The organism is Pseudomonas sp. B424 (genome assembly GCF_055408345.1).
In genome coordinates, this window is sequence record NZ_JBUZTL010000009.1 from 173,019 (window position 1) to 193,515 (window position 20,497).

Here is a 20,497-nt window from a genome sequence, read left to right on the forward strand (position 1 = left end):
TCAATGACAGACGCTCCTCCTCTCGTAAAACGTTCCTTGGTCGACCAGGCCCTTGAGCAACTGCGCACGCGAATAAACAACGGTACCTGGGAGGTGGGGCAGCGTTTGCCGACCGAGCCCGAGCTGGCGACGCAGTTGAACATCAGCCGTAACACCGTGCGTGAAGCCATGCGCGTGCTGGCGTTTGCCGGGCTGATCGAGATCCGCCAGGGGGACGGCAGTTACCTGCGTGGGCGTGTGGACCCGATGGATACGCTGCGTGCGTTGTCATCCTGCTCGATGGAGCAGGGTCGGGAGATGCGGCACATTCTGGAAGTCGAAGCCGTGGGCCTGGCGGCCCTGCGTCGCACGGACGAAGATTTGCGGCTGTTGCACCAGGCGCTCAATGCAAGCGGCCAGCACTACCACGGTGAACTCGACACCTATATCTGCTGCGACCTGCTGTTTCACCAGCGACTGATAGATGCCGCGCACAACCCGGCCTTGAGCGAGCTGTACCGCTACACCGCAAGCGTGGTGAGCAACCATTTGCGCAAAACAATGGACGTGCATCCGCGGCGCCAATTGGTCTTTGACCTGCATGTCGAGTTACTCGAAGCCGTCGAACAACAAGACCCCCAACGGGCCATGGCGCTGTGCCGGACGTTGATCAATGAACCTTGAACCGGAGAAGGCCATGACCCACCCCGCGCCAGTCGCCAATGCCAGCGTTGAACCACCGGTTCGTCATCTGGATGAGCTGGAAGAGTTGCTGATCGACGCCGAGATTGACGACGAGCAGGTGCAGCAAACCCCTGCGGTGGTGCTGCGCCCGTGGTTGTTGCTGTTGGGTCTGGTACTGGTGGCGTTGAACCTGCGCCCCGCGTTGTCCAGCATGGCGCCGTTGCTGGGTGAGGTATCGGACAGCTTGGGCCTGTCGGCAGCACAGGCCGGCTTGTTGACGACATTGCCGGTGCTTTGCCTGGGGGTGTTCGCGCCTTTGGCGCCCATCCTGGCCCGACGTTTTGGTACTGAACGGGTGGTACTGGGGATTTTGCTCACGCTGGGCGGCGGGATTGTCCTGCGCAGTTACCTGGGCGAGGTCGGGCTGTTTGCCGGGAGCATTCTGGCGGGGGCCAGTATCGGGGTGATCGGGGTGCTCTTGCCGGGCATTATCAAGCGCGATTTTGCCGGGCATGCGGGCACCATGACCGGGGTTTACACCATGGCCCTGTGCCTTGGCGCGGCGTTGGCTGCCGGGGCGACAGTGCCTCTGAGTGAATGGCTGGGCCAGAGCTGGGCGATGGGTCTGGGGTTTTGGGCTTTGCCTGCGCTGATTGCGGCTATTTTCTGGTTGCCGCAAGTGACCAAGCGTCAGGGGGCTCACAACGTCGCTTATCGCGTGCGTGGCCTGATGCGTGACCCGCTGGCCTGGCAGGTGACGCTTTATATGGGGTTGCAGTCCTCATTGTCCTACATCGTCTTCGGCTGGTTGCCTTCGATCCTGATCGGGCGCGGCCTGACGCCGACCCAGGCCGGGCTGGTGATGTCGGGCTCGGTCATCGTGCAGTTGCTGACGGCACTCACGGCGCCATGGCTGGCCACACGCGGTAAAGATCAGCGACTGGCCATTGTGGTGGTCATGTGCATGACCCTGACCGGCCTGTTTGGCTGCCTTTACGCCCCCATCGAGGGGCTGTGGGGCTGGGCGATTGTGTTGGGCCTGGGGCAGGGCGGTACGTTCAGCCTGGCGCTGACCATGATTGTGTTGCGCTCACGGGATGCCCATGTGGCTGCCAGCCTGTCGGGCATGGCCCAGGGCATTGGTTATACCGTGGCGTCGCTGGGGCCGCTGGCCGTCGGCGTGGTGCATGAGGTGACGGGGGGCTGGAGCGCGGTGGGCTGGATTTTTGCGGTGATCGGTCTGGGGGCCATCGTCGCCGGGCTCGGTGCCGGGCGTGCCCGTTATGTGAATGTGCAGAGCGAGAGAGTCTGAAGAGCGTAGTGTTTAGGCTCATTGCAGATTATCGTGCAGGGATTCCTGACCCGAACGGACCCTGCCATGAGCCAAGAACATCAAGCGTTGATTACTCGCTTCTACCAAGCCTTCCAGCAGCTTGATGCCCAGGCAATGGCCGCCTGTTACACCGATGACGTGTTGTTCAGCGACCCTGTATTTGGCGAGTTGCGCGGCCGGGATGCGGCGGACATGTGGCGCATGCTGACCTCGCGGGCGAAGGATTTCAGCCTGGCCTTCGATCAGGTTCAGGCCGACGGTCAGCGCGGCAGCGCGCATTGGGTGGCGACCTACGTGTTCAGCCAGACCGGTGCCACGGTGGTCAACGATATCCGGGCACGGTTCGTGTTTCGTGACGGCAAAATCTGCGAGCACCACGATCACTTTGACCTGTGGCGCTGGTCGCGTCAGGCGCTGGGGGCCAAGGGTGTGTTGCTGGGGTGGACGCCGTTGGTGAAAAACGCCATCCGGGCTCAGGCGCAAAAAGGGCTCAAGGCCTTTCAGGCTGGCCGTTGAAAGTGAGCGAAAAACCCTGGTTTGTGTACCTGGTGCGGGCCGCCAATGGCGCTCTGTATTGCGGCATCAGCGATGACCCGGTGCGCCGCTTTGCCAAGCACCAGACGGGCAAGGGGGCGCGCTTTTTCGCTTCAAGCCCGGCAGTGGCGTTGGTCTATGTCGAGTCCTGGCCAGACAAGGGCGAAGCCTTGCGCCAGGAACGACTGATCAAAAAGCTCAAAAAAAGCGCCAAGGAATGCCTGGTGCAAAGCCAGGCACAATGCGCTATTGGCCAGTTTTCAGCGCCGCCATTATCGCATCCGGCTTGAAGTCCCTGAGCAGCGTGCCATTGACGTCCAGTATCGGAATCCCGCGGCCGCCCAGCGCTTCATAGGCCTGGCGTGCAGCGGGGTCTTTCTCGATGTCGAACTCTTTATAGGGAATGCCTTTCTCATCCAGAAACCGGCGGGTGGCCTTGCAGTAACCGCACCACTCGGTGGCATACAGCACCACCCGGGCGCTGGCCCGGGTTTGTTCTGGCACGACCCCTGAGGGGTTGAGCACTCGCTCGATCTTGCCCCAGTTCTGGAAGATAACCACCACCACCAGAACAAACAGGACTTTCTTCAAGACACCCTTGAGCATTACTTGCTGCGCTTGAGCTGGTCGAGGAGCTGGGTCGGCAGGCCCTTGATCACCAGTGTGCCGGCCTCTTCGTCGAACTCGACCTTGGAGCCCAACAGGTGGGCTTCAAAGCTGATAGACAGGCCCTCAGCGCGCCCGGTGAAGCGGCGGAACTGGTTGAGCGTGCGTTTATCCGCCGGGATCTCTGGCGACAGGCCGTAGTCCTTGTTGCGGATATGGTCGTAGAACGCTTTGGGGCGTTCTTCGTCGATCAGCTCGGACAACTCGACAAGGCCCATCGGTTCGCCGATTTTGGCCTGACTGCTGGCGTAATCGACCAGGGTTTTGGTTTTTTCGCGGGCGGACTCTTCGGGCAAGTCCTCGCTTTCAACGAAATCGCTGAAGGCCTTGAGCAGGGTGCGAGTTTCGCCCGGGCCGTCGACACCTTCCTGGCAGCCGATAAAGTCGCGGAAGTACTCCGAGACTTTCTTGCCGTTCTTGCCTTTGATAAACGAAATGTACTGCTTGGACTGCTTGTTGTTCTGCCACTCGGAAATATTGATCCGTGCGGCCAGGTGCAGCTGGCCGAGGTCCAGGTGACGGGACGGGGTCACGTCCAGCTCGGAGGTCACCGCAACGCCTTCGCTGTGGTGCAGCAGGGCGATGGCCAGGTAGTCGGTCATGCCTTGCTGGTAATGGGCGAACAGCACGTGACCGCCTGCAGAGAGGTTGGACTCTTCCATCAGTTTTTGCAGATGCTCGACGGCAACGCGGCTGAAAGAGGTGAAGTCCTTACCGCCATCGAGGTATTCCTTGAGCCAGCCGCTGAACGGATGCGCCCCGGACTCGGCATGGAACAAGCCCCAGGCTTTGCCTTGCTTGGCGTTATAGCTTTCGTTGAGGTCAGCGAGCATGTTCTCGATGGCTTGAGACTCGGCCAGTTCAGAGTCGCGGGCGTGGAGAACTGCGGGCGTACCGTCAGGTTTTTTGTCAATCAAATGGACGATGCAATGACGGATCGGCATGGGCTTCTCGGCGTGTAATGAGAGGGCAGGGTGCACACCCCGCAAAGGCGCCAAGTGTACCGCACCTGAGCGATGGGTCGGGGTTTGGGGGGCTTGAGTGCCCCCGAGACGGTTTTTTTACGGTTTTAAGGCCAGAAAGCTGACCAAATGGCCAGGTAGAGGCGGAAATTTGGTCGTCTCTGTGCTAGTTTTGCCCGGTCTTGCGCTCGGAAACGGCGTAAAGCGTGCATTCAGCATGTGTCAGGTCGAACCAAACCCCGTTTTAGCTATCTACATCCGCGATTCGTCGTGAAAGCTGGCGGGTGTGCCAGACCCTTGAGATCTGGCTCGATGGCTGACATTGCACTCTGCAAACCAAATGAATTTGATAGGGAAGGAACATCTCAATGGCTATTACTAAAGACCAACTGATTGCCGATATCGCTGAAGCTATCGACGCGCCAAAAACTACTGCGCGTAACGCTCTGGACCAACTGGCCCAGATCGTTGCTGATCAATTGGAAAATGGCGGCGAAATCACTCTGCCAGGTATTGGCAAACTGAAAGTGACCGAGCGTCCTGCCCGTACTGGCCGTAACCCTTCGACTGGCGCAGCCATCGAAATCGCAGCCAAAAAAGTTATCAAGCTCGTTGTGGCCAAAGGCCTGACTGACGCTGTTAACAAGTAAGACTGCTGTAAAAAAACCGCGCTCCGGATTACTCCGAAGCGCGGTTTTTTTATGGGCGCTGTTCCCGTAGCAGCTGCCGCAGGAGCGAGGCTGCGTTCGGCGGCGAAGCCATCGTAGATTCAGTTGCCACCGTTTTTCAGGAAAACCGAGAGCCCCGAGTTCACGACGGCTTCGCCGCCTCGCGCAGCTCGGCAGCTGCTACGAGGTTTTGCGTATCGACACGCTTACTTCCAGTTCTTCTCGCGCCACAGCTGCTGCTGCTCTTTGTCATGGAAGGTCCAGGCCACAAAGCGGCTTTGCTTGTTGCCCTGGGACATGTCCACAACCTGGCTTTCGCGTGCACCGGCTTTTTTCAGCGCAGTCTGGATGGCCGGCAAGTTAGAGGCCTTGGACACCAAAACGCTGAACCACAGTATTTGGCGGCCCACCTGAATGCTTTCGCGAATCAGCTGAGTGACAAAGCGCTGCTCGCCACCTTCGCACCACAATTCGGCCGCCTGGCCACCAAAGTTCAGAACCGGCAGCTTGCGCTTGGGATCTGCCTTGCCCAGTGCGCGCCATTTGCGCTCACTGCCGCGCGTCGCTTCATCCAGGGATGCGTGGAACGGCGGGTTGCACATGGTCAGGTCGAAGCGCTCGCTGCTTTCCAGCAGGTCCAGCAGGATCTTCTGCGGGTTGGGTTGCAGGCGCAGGCTGATGGCTTTGTTCAGACCGTTGGACTGCACAATCGCCTTGGCCGCTTTTACTGCCGTCGGGTCGACTTCGGTGCCCAGGAACTGCCAGCGGTATTCGCTATGACCGATCAGCGGGTAGACGCAGTTGGCGCCCATGCCGATGTCCAGTACGCGAACGTTTTGGCCGCGGGGGATTTCTCCGTCGTTGATGCTGGCCAGCAGGTCGGCCAGGAAGTGCACGTAGTCGGCGCGCCCCGGTACCGGCGGGCACAGGTAGTCAGCGGGGATATCCCAGTGGGCAATCCCGTAGAACGCCTTGAGCAGGGCGCGGTTGAATACGCGTACGGCGCTCGGGTTGGCGAAGTCGATGCTCTCTTTGCCGTACGGGTTGATGATCACAAACTCCGCGAGCTCAGGGCAGACCGAAATCAGCTGCGGGAAGTCGTAGCGGCCCTGGTGACGGTTGCGCGGGTGCAGGCTTGGCTTGACGCGCGGCTCGACCGGCTTGGCTTCGCCTGCTGGCTTGGGCTTGTGGCGTGTGGCTTTGGAAGTACGTGGGGTAGTCATGTTCAATTCATTCCACAAAAGCAATCGCGGGCAAGGCCGCTCCTGCAGAGTTAAACCCTGCGGGAGCGGCCTTGCCCGCGATCAGGTGCGCAGCGTTATTACAGGCTGGAAATCCGCGCGTGCTGGTCTGCCAGTTTGCTCAAGGCCTGTTCGGCCTCGGCCAACTTGGCACGTTCTTTCTCGATGACTTCGGCCGGGGCCTTGTCAACGAATGCGGCGTTCGACAACTTGCCGCCAACGCGTGCTACTTCGCCGTGCAAGCGCTGGATTTCCTTGTCCAGGCGCGCCAACTCTGCATCTTTGTCGATCAGGCCGGCCATTGGCACCAGCACTTCCATCTCGCCTACCAGAGCGGTAGCAGACAGAGGGGCTTCGGCGCCGTCTTGCAGCACGGTGATCGATTCGAGTTTAGCCAGCTTTTTGAGCAAGGCATCGTTCTCGGTCAGACGGCGCTGGTCTTCGCTGCTGACGTTTTTCAGGTACAGCTGCAATGGCTTGCCCGGACCGATGTTCATTTCGCCACGGATGTTGCGCGTGCCGAGCATCAGGCCCTTGAGCCATTCGATATCGTCTTCGGCGGCCTGGTCGATGCGTGCTTCATTGGCCACTGGCCACGGTTGCAGCATGATGGTCTTGCCTTCAACACCGGCCAGCGGCGCGATGCGCTGCCAGATTTCTTCGGTGATAAACGGCATGAACGGGTGCGCCAGGCGCAAGGCCACTTCCAGTACACGAACCAGGGTACGGCGAGTGCCGCGCTGACGTTCTACCGGAGCGTTTTCGTCCCACAGTACCGGCTTGGACAGCTCCAGGTACCAGTCGCAGTACTGGTTCCAGATGAACTCGTACAAGGCTTGTGCCGCGAGGTCGAAACGGAACTGGTCGAGGTGACGGGTCACTTCGGCTTCGGTGCGTTGCAGCTGCGAGATGATCCAGCGGTCGGCCAGCGACAGTTCGTAGGCTTCGCCGTTCTGGCCGCAGTCTTCGCCCTTGTCCAGCACGTAGCGTGCAGCGTTCCAGATCTTGTTGCAGAAGTTGCGATAGCCTTCAACTCGGCCCATGTCGAACTTGATGTCACGACCGGTGGACGCCAGCGAGCAGAAGGTGAAGCGCAGGGCGTCGGTGCCGTAGCTGGCGATGCCGTCTGCGAATTCGTCGCGGGTCTGTTTCTCGATCTTCTTCAGCAGTTTTGGCTGCATCAGGCCCGTGGTGCGTTTGGCCACCAGGTCTTCGAGTTCGATACCGTCGATGATATCCAGCGGGTCCAGGACGTTGCCCTTGGACTTGGACATCTTCTGGCCCTGACCGTCACGTACCAGCCCGTGCACATACACGGTCTTGAACGGAACTTGCGGGGTGCCGTCTTCGTTTTTCACCAGGTGCATGGTGAGCATGATCATCCGGGCAACCCAGAAGAAAATGATGTCGAAGCCGGTAACCAGCACGTCAGTGGAGTGGAAGGTTTTCAGCGCGTCGGTTTTTTCCGGCCAGCCCAGGGTGGAGAACGTCCACAGGCCCGAACTGAACCAGGTGTCGAGCACGTCGTTGTCCTGTTGCAGCGCAACGTCCGGGCCCAGGTTGTGCTTGGCGCGGACTTCGGCTTCGTCGCGGCCTACGTAAACCTTGCCCGACTCGTCGTACCAGGCCGGGATCCGGTGGCCCCACCACAGCTGACGGCTGATGCACCAGTCCTGGATGTCGCGCATCCACGAGAAGTACATGTTTTCGTACTGTTTAGGCACGAACGCGATGCGGCCGTCTTCCACTGCAGCAATGGCAGGTTCTGCCAGCGGCTTGGTCGAAACGTACCACTGGTCGGTCAGCCACGGCTCGATGATGGTGCCAGAGCGGTCGCCCTTCGGTACTTTCAGTGCGTGATCGTCGACGCTGACCAGCAGGCCGGCTTCGTCAAAATCAGCCACGATCTGCTTGCGGGCTTCGAAGCGGTCCAGGCCCGCATACTTGGCCGGCAGGGTACCGTCGATGGTTTCGTTCAGTTTGCCGTCGAGGTTGAACACCTGAGCAGCAGCCAGCACCTTGGCGTTTTTGTCGAAGATGTTCAGCAGCGGCAGGTTGTGGCGCTTGCCGACTTCGTAGTCGTTGAAGTCGTGGGCCGGGGTGATTTTCACACAGCCGGTGCCGAATTCAGGGTCGCAGTAGTCGTCAGCGATGATCGGGATGCGGCGGCCAACCAGTGGCAGCTCAACGAATTTGCCGATCAGGGCCTTGTAGCGTTCGTCTTCCGGGTTTACCGCAACGGCAGCATCGCCGAGCATGGTTTCCGGACGAGTGGTGGCAACCACCAGGTAGTCCAGACCTTCAGCGGTCTTGGCACCGTCAGCCAGCGGGTAGCGCAGGTTCCACAGGAAACCTTTCTCGTCGTGGTTTTCCACTTCAAGGTCGGAAATAGCGGTGTGCAGCTTGGTGTCCCAGTTGACCAGACGCTTGCCACGGTAGATCAGGCCGTCTTCGTGCAAGCGCACGAAAGCTTCTTTCACGGCTTCGGACAGGCCGTCATCCATGGTGAAGCGTTCACGGCTCCAGTCTACGGACGAGCCGAGGCGACGGATCTGACGGCTGATATTGCCGCCGGACTGGTCTTTCCACTCCCAGATCTTGTCGAGGAATTTTTCGCGGCCCAGATCGTGACGGTTCAGACCTTGTGCTTCGATCTGACGCTCAACCAGCATCTGGGTGGCGATACCCGCGTGGTCGGTGCCCGGCTGCCACAGGGTGTTGCGACCCTGCATGCGGCGGAAACGGATCAGGGCGTCCATGATCGCGTTGTTGAAGCCGTGACCCATGTGAAGGCTGCCGGTGACGTTCGGCGGCGGAATCATGATGGTGTACGGGTCGCCCGCGCCTTGCGGGGCAAAATAGTTTTCTTCTTCCCAGGTTTTATACCAGGAAGTTTCAATGGCGTGCGGCTGGTAGGTCTTATCCATGCGCGGCGGGACCCTATTGGCATTAATTCAGGAAAGCCGACAAGTATAGCGGGGTGGGAGGCGCAGGGCGAGTTGTGCGGGGGATAAGCTTTGCCGTTGTGGGAGCGGGCTTGCTCGTGATGCTGGCTACTCGGTACATCGGGCTCACCGAGGCGCTGCAATCGCGAGCAAGCCCGCTCCCACAGATGTATCAGCTCTGATGTTGAGCGAGCAAACGTTCCATGTGCGCTTCGAGGCGGCGCTTGATTTCGGTTTCGATGTGGGGGGCAAAGTCGTTGATCACGTCTTGCATGATCGCTTGCGCTGCGGTGCGCAGTTCTTTGTCCAGATGCACGAGCAATGCGTCCGGCGCTTTTTCTGCGACGGGGGCCGGGGTAATGCCGACCAGCGGTATCTGACTCGGGACGTGTTCGACTTCTTCGTCGATCACTTCAGACAGCAGCGGAATCTGCTCGCCTTCCTGGCAGACCATCTCTGTCAGCAGTGGCGGTTGCAGGCCTTCATCGCCGAGCAGCTTGCGAATGGACTCAAGGTCATCGAGCAGGTGTGCAGCTTTTTGCGGCGAATTGGAGGTGTCCATTGTGTGCTCAGAGTCGTTGCAGCTTGTGGTCTTGCAGAGGATAGCCCTGTTCACGGTAGAAGCGGAAACTCTCCCGTGCGGCCAGTCGTACGGCGGGGTCTTCGACCACTACTTCGGCCACGCGTGCGAAGCGTTTGAAAAAATCGGGGACTTTGAGGTCCAGGTTGATCAGCAAGTCCTGATGGCTGGGCGGTGCGTCTGCCAGCCCCATCACGATTACGCCGTCGGGTTCGTCTTCGGTGTTGCTGTGGGGCACGAAACTCTCGCCCTTGAAGCGCCACAGGCGTTCATCCAGCTCCTGGCGTTGTGCTTCGTCCACGCAGTGTAGGTACACGCGATGACCAAGGCGCCAGGCCTTTTCGGTGAGTTTGCAGGCGAAATCCAGGCGCGCTGCCGGGTCTGCGCTGGGCAGGATGTAAAAGTCGACCTTGGTCAGCTCTTTATTTGGTTCTGGGGTCATTGCGGTTCCTGAATCGGGGCTGCACCGCCGTCAAGCGGCGCAGCCTTCGATTGTCAGCTTCAAGCGTTGGCGCGATCCAGCAGGTACTGGGTCAGCAGGGGTACAGGGCGGCCACTGGCACCTTTGTCCTTGCCGCCGCTGACCCATGCCGTGCCGGCGATGTCCAGGTGAGCCCAGTGATAGGCCTTGGCGAAGCGCGACAGGAAGCAGCCTGCGGTGATGGCGCCGGCTTTAGGGCCGCCGATGTTGGCCATGTCGGCAAACGGGCTGTCCAGCTGCTCCTGGTATTCGTCGAACAACGGCAGTTCCCAGGCGCGGTCGTCGGCTTGCTTGCCGGCTTCCAGCAGTTGGCTGATCAGTTCGTCGTTGTTGCCCATCAGGCCCGAGGTGTGAGCGCCCAGTGCAACCATGCAGGCGCCGGTCAGGGTGGCGATGTCGATCACGGCCTGGGGTTTGAAGCGTTCGGCGTAGGTCAGGGCATCGCACAGCACCAGACGGCCTTCGGCGTCGGTATTGAGGATTTCAACGGTCTGGCCGCTCATGGTGGTCACGATGTCGCCCGGGCGTGCAGCACCGCCGCTTGGCATGTTTTCGGCGCAGGCCAGAATGCACACCAGGTTGATCGGCAGCTTGAGCTCAAGCACGGCACGCAGGGTGCCGAACACGCTGGCGGCACCGCCCATGTCGTACTTCATTTCGTCCATGCCGGCCCCCGGCTTGAGGCTGATGCCGCCGGTGTCGAAGGTAATGCCCTTGCCAACCAGCACGAACGGCTTCTCGGATTTTTTGCCGCCCGAGTAGTTCATCACGATCAGGCGCGGAGGCTGATCGCTGCCCTGGCCCACGGCGTAGAACGCGCCCATGCCCAGTTCTTTGATTTTCTTCTCGTCGAGGATTTCGACTTTCAGGCCTTTGAACTCTTTACCCAGATCCTTGGCCTGTTCTGCCAGGAATGTCGGGTGGCAGATGTTGGGCGGCAGGTTGCCCAGGTCGCGGGTGAACGACATACCGGCGGCAATGGCCTGGGCGTGGGTCACGGCGCGCTGCACTTCGGCCTGTGCGGCCTTGATGGTCAGCAGGGTGATTTTTTTCAGGGCCCGGGGTTCGGCCTTCTGGCTTTTGAAACGGTCGAAGGTGTATTCGCCGTCGACCAGGGTTTCTGCCAGCAGGCGGGTCTTGCTGTAGCTGTCGCGACCCTTGACCACCAGTTCGTCGAGGGCAAACACGGCATCGCTGCCGCCCAGGCCTTTAAGGACGCCAAGTGCACCGCTGATGATTTTACGGAACGGGCGGTCGCCCAGCTCTTCATCCTTGCCAGTGCCCAGCAGCAGCACGCGTTCGGCTTTGAGGTTTGGCAGGCTGTGCAGCAGCAGGCTTTGACCGGTCTTGCCGGCGAGGTCGCCGCGCTTGAGGACTGCGCTGATGGCGCCGCCGGTGAGTTCATCGATGACTTTGGCGGTAGGGCCCAGCTTGCGACCTTCGCCGACGGCGACCACGAGAGTGGCCGTTTTCAACGTTTCTGGACTAACGCTTTTTACAACCAGTTCCATGTCGGGGTCCCTGAATAAAATGGTCAACATGCGCACAAACACTGAGGTTTGTTTGCTTATAGAGGAGGCGCCTCACCTGTGATCCAAGGCGGGCGTCAAGGCGGGCAGTTTGAACCCCGTCGGTCGGGCCTGACAACCCTCGTATAGGGCCAACTTGCCACTTTCAAGACTGCGCAGTGACAGGGGCGGCCATTCACAGGATAATGCGCCATCTTTTTAAACGGCTAGGCTCATCTGCATGAGCTTGTGTCGACTCGTTATGCCGCTTGTTTGGCCGCCTTAGCCTGACGACCCTGGAGTGTCTGGTTTGATCGTCTTCCGTTATCTATTCCGCGAAGTCCTGCTTACATTGAGCGCTGTCAGTGCTGTGCTGCTGGTCATCATCATGAGCGGTCGCTTCATCAAATACCTGGCTCAGGCCGCCTCGGGCGCCCTGGATCCGGGCTCTTTGTTCCTGATCATGGGTTTCCGCCTGCCCGGCTTCATGCAGCTGATTCTGCCGCTGGGCCTGTTTTTGGGCATTCTGCTGTCCTATGGCCGCATGTACCTTGAAAGCGAAATGACCGTGCTGTCGGCTACCGGCATGAGCCAGCAGCGCTTGTTGGCCATGACCATGGCGCCTGCCGCACTGGTTGCGCTGATTGTGGCCTGGCTCAGCCTGAGCCTCGCGCCCCAGGGTTCAAACGAATTTCAGTTGTTGCTCAATAAACAGGATGCCCTGACCGAATTCGACACTCTGGAGGCTGGTCGCTTCCAGTCGTTGAGTGACGGTTCGCGGGTGACCTATACCGAAGAGCTGACCAATGACCGGGCCCACTTGTCCGGTGTATTCATTACGCAAAAAAACCTCGGCCAGGACGCCAAGGATCGCAGCATCTCGGTGCTGGTAGCCGAGAAGGGGCGCCAGGAAGTGCGTGCCGATGGCAGTCGCTGGCTGATTCTGGACAATGGCTATCGCTATGACGGTAACCCGGGGCTGGCCGATTATCGTGCCATCAAGTACGACACCTACGGCGTGCTGCTGCCCAAGCCGGATGTCAGCAATGACGTGACGGACCGCGATGCGATGCCAACGCGAAGCCTGATCGGCAACCCGGAGCCGCGTTCAGTTGCTGAGTTGCAATGGCGTATTGCCTTTCCATTTCTGGTGTTTATCGTGACCTTGATTGCTGTACCGCTGTCTCGGGTCAACCCGCGTCAGGGGCGTTACCTCAAGCTGTTGCCGGCCATTCTTCTATATATGAGCTACCTGAGCATGCTGACCTGGGGGCGGGGCCTTCTCGAAGGCGGCAAGATTCCGTTGGCGCTGGGCTTGTGGTGGGTGCATATCCTGTTCCTGGTCATTGGCCTGGGGCTGATGTATTGGGAGCCGCTGCGCTTGAAGCTGGCGAGTCGCCGTAGTGCCGAGGAGATGACCCGTGGTTAAGCTCGACCGCTACATTGGTAGCAGTGTGTTGTATGCAATCATGGCGGTACTGGGGATTATCCTGGGCCTGGCGTTGTTGTTCGCGTTGATCGACGAGATGCGCAGTATCAGCAGCAGCTACACCATCCTGGACGTCTTCAGCTTCGTATTGCTGACCGCTCCACGCCGTCTCTACGAAATGTTGCCCATGGCCGCATTGATCGGTTGCCTGATCGGTTTGGGCGGTCTTGCCAGCAACAGCGAACTGACCATCATGCGTGCGGCGGGTGTGTCCCTGGGGCGCATCGTCTGGGCCGTGATGAAGCCAATGCTGGTGCTGATGCTGGCCGGCGTGCTGATAGGCGAGTACGTGGTGCCGCCTACCGAGAACATGGCTCAGGCCAACCGTGCACTGGCACAGGGTGGTGGTGATGCGCAAAGCTCCAAGCATGGCCTGTGGCACCGTCAGGGTGATGAGTTCATCCACATCAACGCGGTTCAGCCGGGCGGTCTGCTTTATGGCGTGACCCGGTACCGCTTTGATAACGAGCGCCATATGTTGTCGTCCAGTTTCGCCAAGAAGGCCCAGTTCGATCAGGGTCAATGGTTGCTGAGCGATGTGAGCACGACCGTATTCCACGACCGTAGCACTGAAGTCATCAAGGTGCCTGAAGAGCGCTGGGACGTGGCGTTGAGTCCTCAACTGCTGAGTACCGTGGTCATGGCGCCTGAGTCACTGTCGATCGCGGGCTTGTGGAGCTATATCCACTACCTGAAAGACCAGGGCCTGAACAACGGCCGTTACTGGCTGGCTTTCTGGGTCAAGGTGCTGCAGCCGCTGGTGACGGCAGCGCTGGTGTTGATGGCCATATCCTTCATCTTCGGCCCGTTACGCTCCGTTACTCTCGGGCAGCGGGTGTTTACCGGGGTGTTGGTGGGCTTCACCTTCAAGATCGCCCAGGACCTGCTGGGGCCGATGAGCCTGGTGTTCGGCTTCTCGCCGCTGTTTGCGGTGCTGCTGCCGGCCAGCATCTGTGCGCTGGCCGGTATCTGGCTGTTGCGTCGAGCGGGCTGACACGCCTTTGTTGAGTTCTTCAGAAGCCCCTATCTCGCGACAGGGGCTTTTTTGTGGGTGTCCATTGGCCTGTGAACGTGACGCTTGGCGAGTGGATCAGGTACAATTCCCGGCTATTTTTCGGCGGGCAGTCTGCCTGCGACTTTTTTGAGTGTTGACCCGTGAGTGATTTGAGTCATATCCGCAATTTCTCCATCATCGCCCACATTGACCATGGCAAGTCGACGCTGGCCGATCGTTTTATCCAGATGTGCGGTGGCCTGAGCGCCCGCGAAATGGAAGCCCAGGTACTGGATTCCATGGACCTCGAGCGTGAGCGCGGGATCACCATCAAGGCCCACAGCGTCACCTTGTATTACACGGCCAAAGACGGCATTACCTACCAGCTGAACTTCATTGATACCCCGGGCCACGTTGACTTCACCTACGAAGTCAGCCGTTCCCTGGCGGCCTGTGAAGGTGCCTTGCTGGTAGTGGACGCGGGGCAGGGCGTAGAAGCCCAATCCGTCGCCAACTGCTACACCGCGATCGAGCAGGGCCTTGAGGTCATGCCGGTACTGAACAAGATCGACCTGCCACAGGCCGATCCTGATCGCGTGAAGGAAGAGATCGAAAAAATCATTGGCATCGATGCCACTGATGCCGTGACCTGCAGCGCCAAGACCGGCCTGGGTGTAGACGAGGTGCTTGAGCGCCTGGTGCACACCATTCCTGCGCCAACCGGTAATTACGAAGATCCGCTGCAAGCGTTGATCATCGACTCCTGGTTCGACAACTACCTGGGCGTTGTGTCCCTGGTTCGCGTGCGCCACGGCCGCGTGAAAAAGGGCGACAAGATTCTGGTCAAGTCCACCGGCAAGATGCATCTGGTGGACAGCGTGGGTGTATTCAACCCCAAGCACACGGCTACCGTTGACCTGAAAGCCGGTGAAGTAGGCTTCATCATCGCCGGTATCAAGGACATTCACGGTGCGCCGGTGGGCGATACCCTGACCTTGAGCACTACCCCGGACGTTGACGTTCTGCCAGGTTTCAAACGTATTCAGCCACAGGTGTATGCGGGCTTGTTCCCGGTCAGCTCCGACGACTTCGAAGACTTCCGTGAAGCGCTGCAAAAGCTCACGTTGAACGACTCGTCGCTGCAATACACCCCGGAAAGCTCCGACGCACTGGGCTTCGGCTTCCGTTGTGGCTTCCTGGGCATGTTGCACATGGAAATCATCCAGGAGCGCCTGGAGCGCGAGTACGACCTGGACCTGATCACCACGGCTCCAACCGTAATTTTCGAGCTGCTGCTCAAGACTGGCGAAACGATTTACGTCGATAACCCGTCCAAGCTGCCGGACGTGTCTTCCATTGAAGACATCCGCGAGCCAATCGTGCGCGCCAATATCCTTGTGCCTCAAGAGCACCTGGGTAACGTCATTACCCTGTGCATTGAAAAGCGCGGCGTTCAGCACGACATGCTGTTCCTGGGGACTCAGGTGCAAGTGACCTACGATTTGCCGATGAACGAAGTGGTTCTGGACTTCTTTGACCGTCTCAAATCCACCAGTCGCGGCTATGCTTCGCTTGATTACCATTTCAACCGTTATCAGTCGGCCAACCTGGTCAAGCTCGATGTACTGATCAACGGCGAAAAAGTTGATGCCCTGGCATTGATTGTTCACCGCGACAACGCCCACTACAAAGGGCGTGCGTTGACCGAGAAGATGAAAGAGCTGATTCCGCGTCAGATGTTCGATGTGGCAATTCAGGCTGCCATTGGTGGCCAAATCATTGCGCGCTCGTCTGTTAAAGCGCTCCGAAAAAACGTACTGGCCAAATGCTACGGTGGTGACGTTAGCCGTAAGCGCAAGCTGTTGGAAAAGCAGAAAGCCGGTAAAAAACGCATGAAGCAAGTGGGTAACGTGGAAATTCCACAAGAAGCCTTCCTTGCAGTGCTCAGGTTGGATAGCTAGGTCCTATGTCACTAAATTTCCCGCTGTTGCTGGTCATTGCTGTTGCCGTGTGCGGTTTGCTGGCGCTGCTCGATTTGGTCTTCCTGGCTCCGCGCCGGCGCAAGGCCATTGCCAACTATCAAGCCAGTGTCACGCCGGTTGATATGCAGGTCGTCGAAAAGCTCAACAAGGAACCGTTGCTGGTTGAATACGGCAAGTCGTTCTTCCCGGTGTTGTTCATCGTGCTGGTGCTGCGTTCGTTTCTGGTTGAGCCGTTCCAGATCCCGTCCGGCTCGATGAAGCCGACCCTGGATGTGGGCGACTTCATTTTGGTGAATAAATTTTCGTACGGGATCCGCTTGCCGGTCCTCGACACGAAAATCATCGAAGTGGGTGATCCGAAGCGGGGCGATGTGATGGTGTTTCGCTACCCAAGCGACCCGACGGTTAACTACATCAAACGTGTAGTGGGCCTGCCGGGCGACAAGATTCGCTACACCAGCGACAAGAAGCTGTACGTCAACGATCAACTCGTTGCCGAGCAGCTGGTAGGTGCAGAGCCAGGCACTTTGGGCAGTGCGGAGCTGTACAAAGAAAAGCTGGGCGAAGTCGAGCACATGATCCGCAAGGAAATGAGCCGCTATCGCGCGCCGCCTGACAAGGAGTGGACGGTTCCGGCCGGGCATTACTTCATGATGGGCGACAACCGTGACAATTCGAACGACAGCCGTTACTGGGATGATCCGAACATTCCCAAATACGAGCTGGGCATGGTTCCCGACAAGAACATTGTCGGCAAGGCCTTCGCTGTTTGGATGAGCTGGCCGGAACCCAAGGCGAGCAACCTGCCTAACTTCTCGCGGGTTGGTCTGATCAAGTAGCCAAGACGGCGCTGTTAATAACAGCGCCGAATGCTTTTCAGGCGTACGAACAAATCGTACGTCTTGCGGTTCGCAAGGCCGTCTGCCGCTTCAGGCATGTCGGTCAACAGTATTCAGGATGTGGATTTGAACAAAGCGTTAAGTGTGACGGCGGCGAACAGCCTGTTCCCTGTCCATTTGCTATGCGATAAACGAGCATCACTGATCCCTAATATCGGTCCGGTGGTGACATTCGGCCACGAACTCAGCGTGGGTAAATCGTGAGTTTTTCTTTAGAACGTTTAGAGCGTCAGCTCGGCTATACCTTCAAAGACCAGGAGCTGATGATTCTGGCCCTGACACACCGTAGTTTCGCAGGGCGCAATAACGAGCGCCTTGAGTTCCTGGGTGATGCCATTCTCAATTTTGTTGCCGGCGAAGCACTGTTTGACCGCTTCCCGTTGGCCCGTGAAGGCCAGTTGTCGCGTCTGCGCGCACGCCTGGTAAAAGGCGAAACCCTGGCCGTACTGGCCCGTGGTTTTGAGTTGGGCGAGTACCTGCGTCTGGGTTCTGGCGAGCTCAAGAGCGGTGGTTTTCGCCGTGAATCGATCCTGGCAGATGCCCTTGAAGCGCTGATTGGCGCCATTTACCTGGACGCGGGCATGGATGCCGCCCGCGATCGCGTATTGGCCTGGCTGGCCAGCGAGTTCGAGACCCTGACCCTGGTCGACACCAATAAAGATCCAAAGACCCGCCTGCAAGAGTTCTTGCAGTCGCGTGCCTGTGACCTGCCGCGTTACGAAGTGGTGGATATTCAGGGCGAACCGCATTGCCGCACGTTCTTCGTTGAGTGCGAAATTGCCCTATTGAATGAAAAAAGCCGAGGTCAGGGTGTGAGCCGTCGTATTGCCGAACAGGTAGCGGCCGCCGCAGCACTGATAGCCCTTGGCGTGGAGAATGGCCATGACTGATTCAAATGCAACTCGCTGTGGCTACGTTGCCATTGTTGGTCGACCAAACGTGGGTAAATCCACACTGCTGAACCACATCCTGGGCCAAAAGCTGGCGATCACCTCGCGCAAGCCCCAGACCACCCGCCACAACATGCTGGGCATCAAGACCGAAGGCAACGTGCAAGCGGTCTACGTTGATACCCCGGGCATGCACAAAGGCGGCGAAAAAGCCCTGAACCGTTACATGAACAAAACCGCTTCGGCGGCGTTGAAAGACGTCGACGTGGTGATCTTCGTCGTAGACCGTACCAAGTGGACCGACGAAGACCAGATGGTGCTGGAGCGCGTTCAGTACGTGACCGGCCCGTTGATCGTCGCGCTGAACAAGACCGACCGTATCGAAGATAAAGCCGGAATGATGACCCACCTGAGCTGGCTTCAGGAGCAACTGCCGAACGCCCAGATCATCCCGATCTCCGCTCAGCATGGTCACAACCTCGATGCACTTGAGCGTGTGATTGCCGATCACCTGCCGGAGAACGACCACTTCTTCCCGGAAGATCAGATCACCGACCGCAGCAGCCGCTTCCTGGCCGCTGAACTGGTACGCGAAAAGATCATGCGCCAGATGGGTGCCGAGCTGCCGTACCAGATCACGGTCGAGATCGAGGAATTCAAGCAGCAGGGCAAAACCCTGCATATCCATGCCTTGATTCTGGTTGAACGTGACGGTCAGAAGAAAATCATCATTGGCGACAAGGGCGAGCGTATCAAGCGCATCGGTACCGAAGCGCGCAAGGATATGGAGCTGCTGTTCGACTCCAAGGTCATGCTTAACCTGTGGGTTAAAGTGAAAGGCGGCTGGTCCGATGACGAACGCGCCTTGCGTTCCCTGGGCTACGGCGACCTGTAAACACAGCACTATCCCTGTGGGAGCGAGCCTGCTCGCGAAGGTCATTATCAATAGCGCGTGATTACTGGATAATCGCTTCGCTTTTGAGGTCTTCGCGAGCAGGCTCGCTCCCACGGTGATTTTAGGCGCATACGAAAACTCCATGTCCAGCAAAGCCCCCACAGCCCAACTCGCCTACGTGCTGCACAGTCGCCCATACCGCGAAACCAGCGCCCTGGTGGATTTCATCACGCCACAAGGGCGGCTGCGGGCGGTACTGCGCAGTGCGCGGGGCAAGGCAGGTACGCTGGCCCGGCCGTTTGTTCCGCTTGAAATCGAGTTCCGCGGGCGCGGCGAGTTGAAAAACGTCGGGCGCATGGAAAGCGCCGGGATTTCAACCTGGCTCAGTGGCGAAGCGCTGTTCAGCGGTCTCTATCTCAACGAGTTGCTGATTCGCCTGTTGCCGGCTGAAGACCCTCATCCTGCGGTATTTGATCACTACGCAGCGACCTTGTTGGCGCTGGCCGAAGGCCGACCTCTGGAGCCTTTGCTGCGGGCGTTCGAATGGCGTTTGCTGGACGATCTGGGCTACGGCTTTTCGCTGACCGTCGATATTCACGACGAGCCGGTAGAGGCCGATGGCATGTACCGCCTGCAGGTTGATGCAGGGCTGGAGCGGGTTTGGCTGCAACAGCCAGGGCTGTTTCATGGCGCGCAGCTGCATGCGATGGCCGAGGCGGACTGGGCTGCGCCTGGCGCCTTGTCCGGCGCCAAGCGCCTGATGCGTCAGGCATTGGCCGTTCATTTGGCCGGCAAGCCGCTGGCCAGTCGCGAGTTGTTTCGCAAGCCCTGAATAGACCGGTATGCTGTGCGCCGAATCTTCAACTCTTCAGGAGAGCCCCCGTGACCTCAAGCAATCGCATTCTTCTCGGCGTGAATATCGACCACGTAGCCACGCTGCGTCAGGCTCGCGGCACGCGTTACCCTGATCCGGTCAAGGCTGCGCTGGACGCCGAAGAGGCGGGCGCCGACGGTATCACCGTGCACCTGCGCGAGGACCGTCGACACATTCAGGAGCGCGATGTGCTGCTGCTCAAGGATGTGCTGCAAACGCGCATGAACTTCGAAATGGGCGTCACTGAAGAGATGATGGTGTTTGCGGAGCGCATTCGCCCGGCCCATGTCTGCCTGGTGCCTGAAACCCGCCAGGAACTGACCACTGAAGGCGGTCTGGATGTGGCCGGGCAAGAGGCGCGTATCAAGGCGGCCGTCGAGCGCCTGGCTAAAATCGGTTGTGAAGTGTCGCTGTTTATCGATGCCGATGAGCGCCAGATTGCGGCGTCAAAACGCGTCGGCGCTCCTGCGATTGAGCTGCATACCGGGCGTTATGCCGATGCACTGACCCCGACCGACGTGGCGCAAGAGCTGCAGCGCGTGGCCGATGGCGTGGCATTTGGTTTGGCCCAAGGCCTGATCGTTAACGCCGGTCATGGCCTGCACTACCACAACGTGGAAGCGGTCGCCGCGATCAAGGGCATCAATGAGTTGAACATCGGTCATGCGCTGGTGGCCCATGCACTGTTCGTGGGCTTCAAGTCGGCTGTGGCCGAGATGAAAGCGCTGATTGTGGCGGCGGCGAAAGACTAAAAACCGAGGGGGGCGGATCTTGGACCTCTGTGGGAGCGGGCTTGAACTGGTCCAGTAATTTCGGACATTCTTTTCGGTTCTCACGCCGCCATCTTTTCCGCTGCTACTGGAGAGTGGTATCCGTTGTAGCTGTGGCGCCTG

Annotated in this window: 20 protein-coding genes; 13 read left to right on the forward strand and 7 right to left on the reverse strand. The window is 59.1% G+C overall.

The window, feature by feature from the left end:
- Positions 1–3: 3 nt before the first annotated feature.
- The 4 genes from ACZRMS_RS13590 (at position 4) to ACZRMS_RS13605 (ending at position 2,820) form a co-directional block, all read left to right on the forward strand.
- On the forward strand, positions 4–663 hold the full coding sequence (locus ACZRMS_RS13590) for a FadR/GntR family transcriptional regulator (RefSeq protein WP_463995672.1): 660 nt from the start codon (positions 4–6) through the stop codon (positions 661–663).
- On the forward strand, positions 653–1,975 hold the full coding sequence (locus tag ACZRMS_RS13595; RefSeq protein ID WP_463995673.1) for a CynX/NimT family MFS transporter: 1,323 nt from the start codon (positions 653–655) through the stop codon (positions 1,973–1,975). The genes ACZRMS_RS13590 and ACZRMS_RS13595 overlap by 11 nt, the downstream gene beginning before the upstream one ends.
- Before the next feature lie 66 nt (positions 1,976–2,041).
- Entirely contained in the window at positions 2,042–2,512 is a 471-nt protein-coding gene (locus ACZRMS_RS13600; RefSeq protein ID WP_463995674.1) for a nuclear transport factor 2 family protein, read from the forward strand.
- On the forward strand, positions 2,509–2,820 hold the full coding sequence (locus tag ACZRMS_RS13605) for a GIY-YIG nuclease family protein (RefSeq protein WP_463995675.1): 312 nt from the start codon (positions 2,509–2,511) through the stop codon (positions 2,818–2,820). Before ACZRMS_RS13600 ends, ACZRMS_RS13605 begins: the two co-directional genes overlap by 4 nt.
- Here the strand turns inward: ACZRMS_RS13605 and ACZRMS_RS13610 are convergent.
- The gene (locus tag ACZRMS_RS13610) at positions 2,777–3,136 is read right to left on the reverse strand and encodes a glutaredoxin family protein (protein WP_463995676.1); all 360 of its coding nucleotides are present in this window, start codon (positions 3,134–3,136) and stop codon (positions 2,777–2,779) included. The two genes, ACZRMS_RS13605 and ACZRMS_RS13610, sit on opposite strands and share 44 nt — an antisense overlap.
- Positions 3,136–4,140, reverse strand: a complete 1,005-nt coding sequence (gene yejK / locus ACZRMS_RS13615) for a nucleoid-associated protein YejK (RefSeq protein ID WP_463995677.1) — start codon at positions 4,138–4,140, stop codon at positions 3,136–3,138. The genes ACZRMS_RS13610 and yejK overlap by 1 nt, the downstream gene beginning before the upstream one ends.
- Positions 4,141–4,526: 386 nt before the next feature.
- On the opposite strand from yejK, the gene ACZRMS_RS13620 reads away from it, so the two are divergent.
- Positions 4,527–4,808, forward strand: coding sequence for an HU family DNA-binding protein (locus ACZRMS_RS13620; protein ID WP_003440137.1), 282 nt, complete (start codon positions 4,527–4,529; stop codon positions 4,806–4,808).
- A 224-nt stretch (positions 4,809–5,032) separates the two neighbouring features.
- Here ACZRMS_RS13620 and rlmF read toward each other — a convergent pair whose 3' ends face one another.
- From rlmF to ACZRMS_RS13645, 5 genes are all read right to left on the reverse strand, one after another.
- Positions 5,033–6,049, reverse strand: coding sequence for a 23S rRNA (adenine(1618)-N(6))-methyltransferase RlmF (rlmF, locus tag ACZRMS_RS13625; RefSeq protein WP_019822028.1), 1,017 nt, complete (start codon positions 6,047–6,049; stop codon positions 5,033–5,035).
- Positions 6,050–6,147: 98 nt separating this feature from the next.
- Positions 6,148–8,994, reverse strand: a complete 2,847-nt coding sequence (locus ACZRMS_RS13630) for a valine--tRNA ligase (protein WP_463995678.1) — start codon at positions 8,992–8,994, stop codon at positions 6,148–6,150.
- Positions 8,995–9,184: 190 nt separating this feature from the next.
- Entirely contained in the window at positions 9,185–9,574 is a 390-nt protein-coding gene (locus ACZRMS_RS13635) for a DNA polymerase III subunit chi (RefSeq protein WP_463995679.1), read from the reverse strand.
- Between the two features lie 7 nt (positions 9,575–9,581).
- Positions 9,582–10,010: a DNA polymerase III subunit chi gene (locus ACZRMS_RS13640; RefSeq protein ID WP_463995689.1), complete on the reverse strand. Its 429-nt coding sequence runs from the start codon at positions 10,008–10,010 to the stop codon at positions 9,582–9,584.
- An 83-nt stretch (positions 10,011–10,093) separates the two neighbouring features.
- The gene (locus tag ACZRMS_RS13645) at positions 10,094–11,584 is read right to left on the reverse strand and encodes a leucyl aminopeptidase (protein ID WP_463995680.1); all 1,491 of its coding nucleotides are present in this window, start codon (positions 11,582–11,584) and stop codon (positions 10,094–10,096) included.
- A gap of 307 nt (positions 11,585–11,891) precedes the next feature.
- Between ACZRMS_RS13645 and lptF the strand changes: the two genes are divergently transcribed.
- The 8 genes from lptF (at position 11,892) to pdxJ (ending at position 20,356) form a co-directional block, all read left to right on the forward strand.
- Complete coding sequence (gene lptF / locus ACZRMS_RS13650; RefSeq protein WP_463995690.1) at positions 11,892–13,010, forward strand: LPS export ABC transporter permease LptF; 1,119 nt, start codon at positions 11,892–11,894, stop codon at positions 13,008–13,010.
- On the forward strand, positions 13,003–14,064 hold the full coding sequence (gene lptG / locus ACZRMS_RS13655) for an LPS export ABC transporter permease LptG (protein ID WP_463995681.1): 1,062 nt from the start codon (positions 13,003–13,005) through the stop codon (positions 14,062–14,064). The genes lptF and lptG overlap by 8 nt, the downstream gene beginning before the upstream one ends.
- Before the next feature lie 161 nt (positions 14,065–14,225).
- A complete protein-coding gene (gene lepA / locus ACZRMS_RS13660) occupies positions 14,226–16,025 on the forward strand; it encodes a translation elongation factor 4 (RefSeq protein ID WP_048359985.1) in 1,800 nt (599 codons plus the stop codon).
- 5 nt (positions 16,026–16,030) lie between these two features.
- Complete coding sequence (gene lepB / locus ACZRMS_RS13665) at positions 16,031–16,885, forward strand: signal peptidase I (RefSeq protein WP_048359984.1); 855 nt, start codon at positions 16,031–16,033, stop codon at positions 16,883–16,885.
- Positions 16,886–17,145: 260 nt separating this feature from the next.
- Complete coding sequence (gene rnc / locus ACZRMS_RS13670; protein WP_003440162.1) at positions 17,146–17,835, forward strand: ribonuclease III; 690 nt, start codon at positions 17,146–17,148, stop codon at positions 17,833–17,835.
- Positions 17,828–18,730 carry a GTPase Era gene (gene era / locus ACZRMS_RS13675; protein WP_463995682.1) on the forward strand — a complete coding sequence of 301 codons (903 nt, stop codon included), beginning with the start codon at positions 17,828–17,830 and terminating at the stop codon, positions 18,728–18,730. Before rnc ends, era begins: the two co-directional genes overlap by 8 nt.
- A 142-nt stretch (positions 18,731–18,872) precedes the next feature.
- On the forward strand, positions 18,873–19,562 hold the full coding sequence (recO, locus tag ACZRMS_RS13680; RefSeq protein ID WP_463995683.1) for a DNA repair protein RecO: 690 nt from the start codon (positions 18,873–18,875) through the stop codon (positions 19,560–19,562).
- 50 nt (positions 19,563–19,612) lie between these two features.
- Positions 19,613–20,356, forward strand: a complete 744-nt coding sequence (pdxJ, locus tag ACZRMS_RS13685; protein WP_463995684.1) for a pyridoxine 5'-phosphate synthase — start codon at positions 19,613–19,615, stop codon at positions 20,354–20,356.
- The last annotated feature ends 141 nt before the right edge of the window (positions 20,357–20,497 follow it).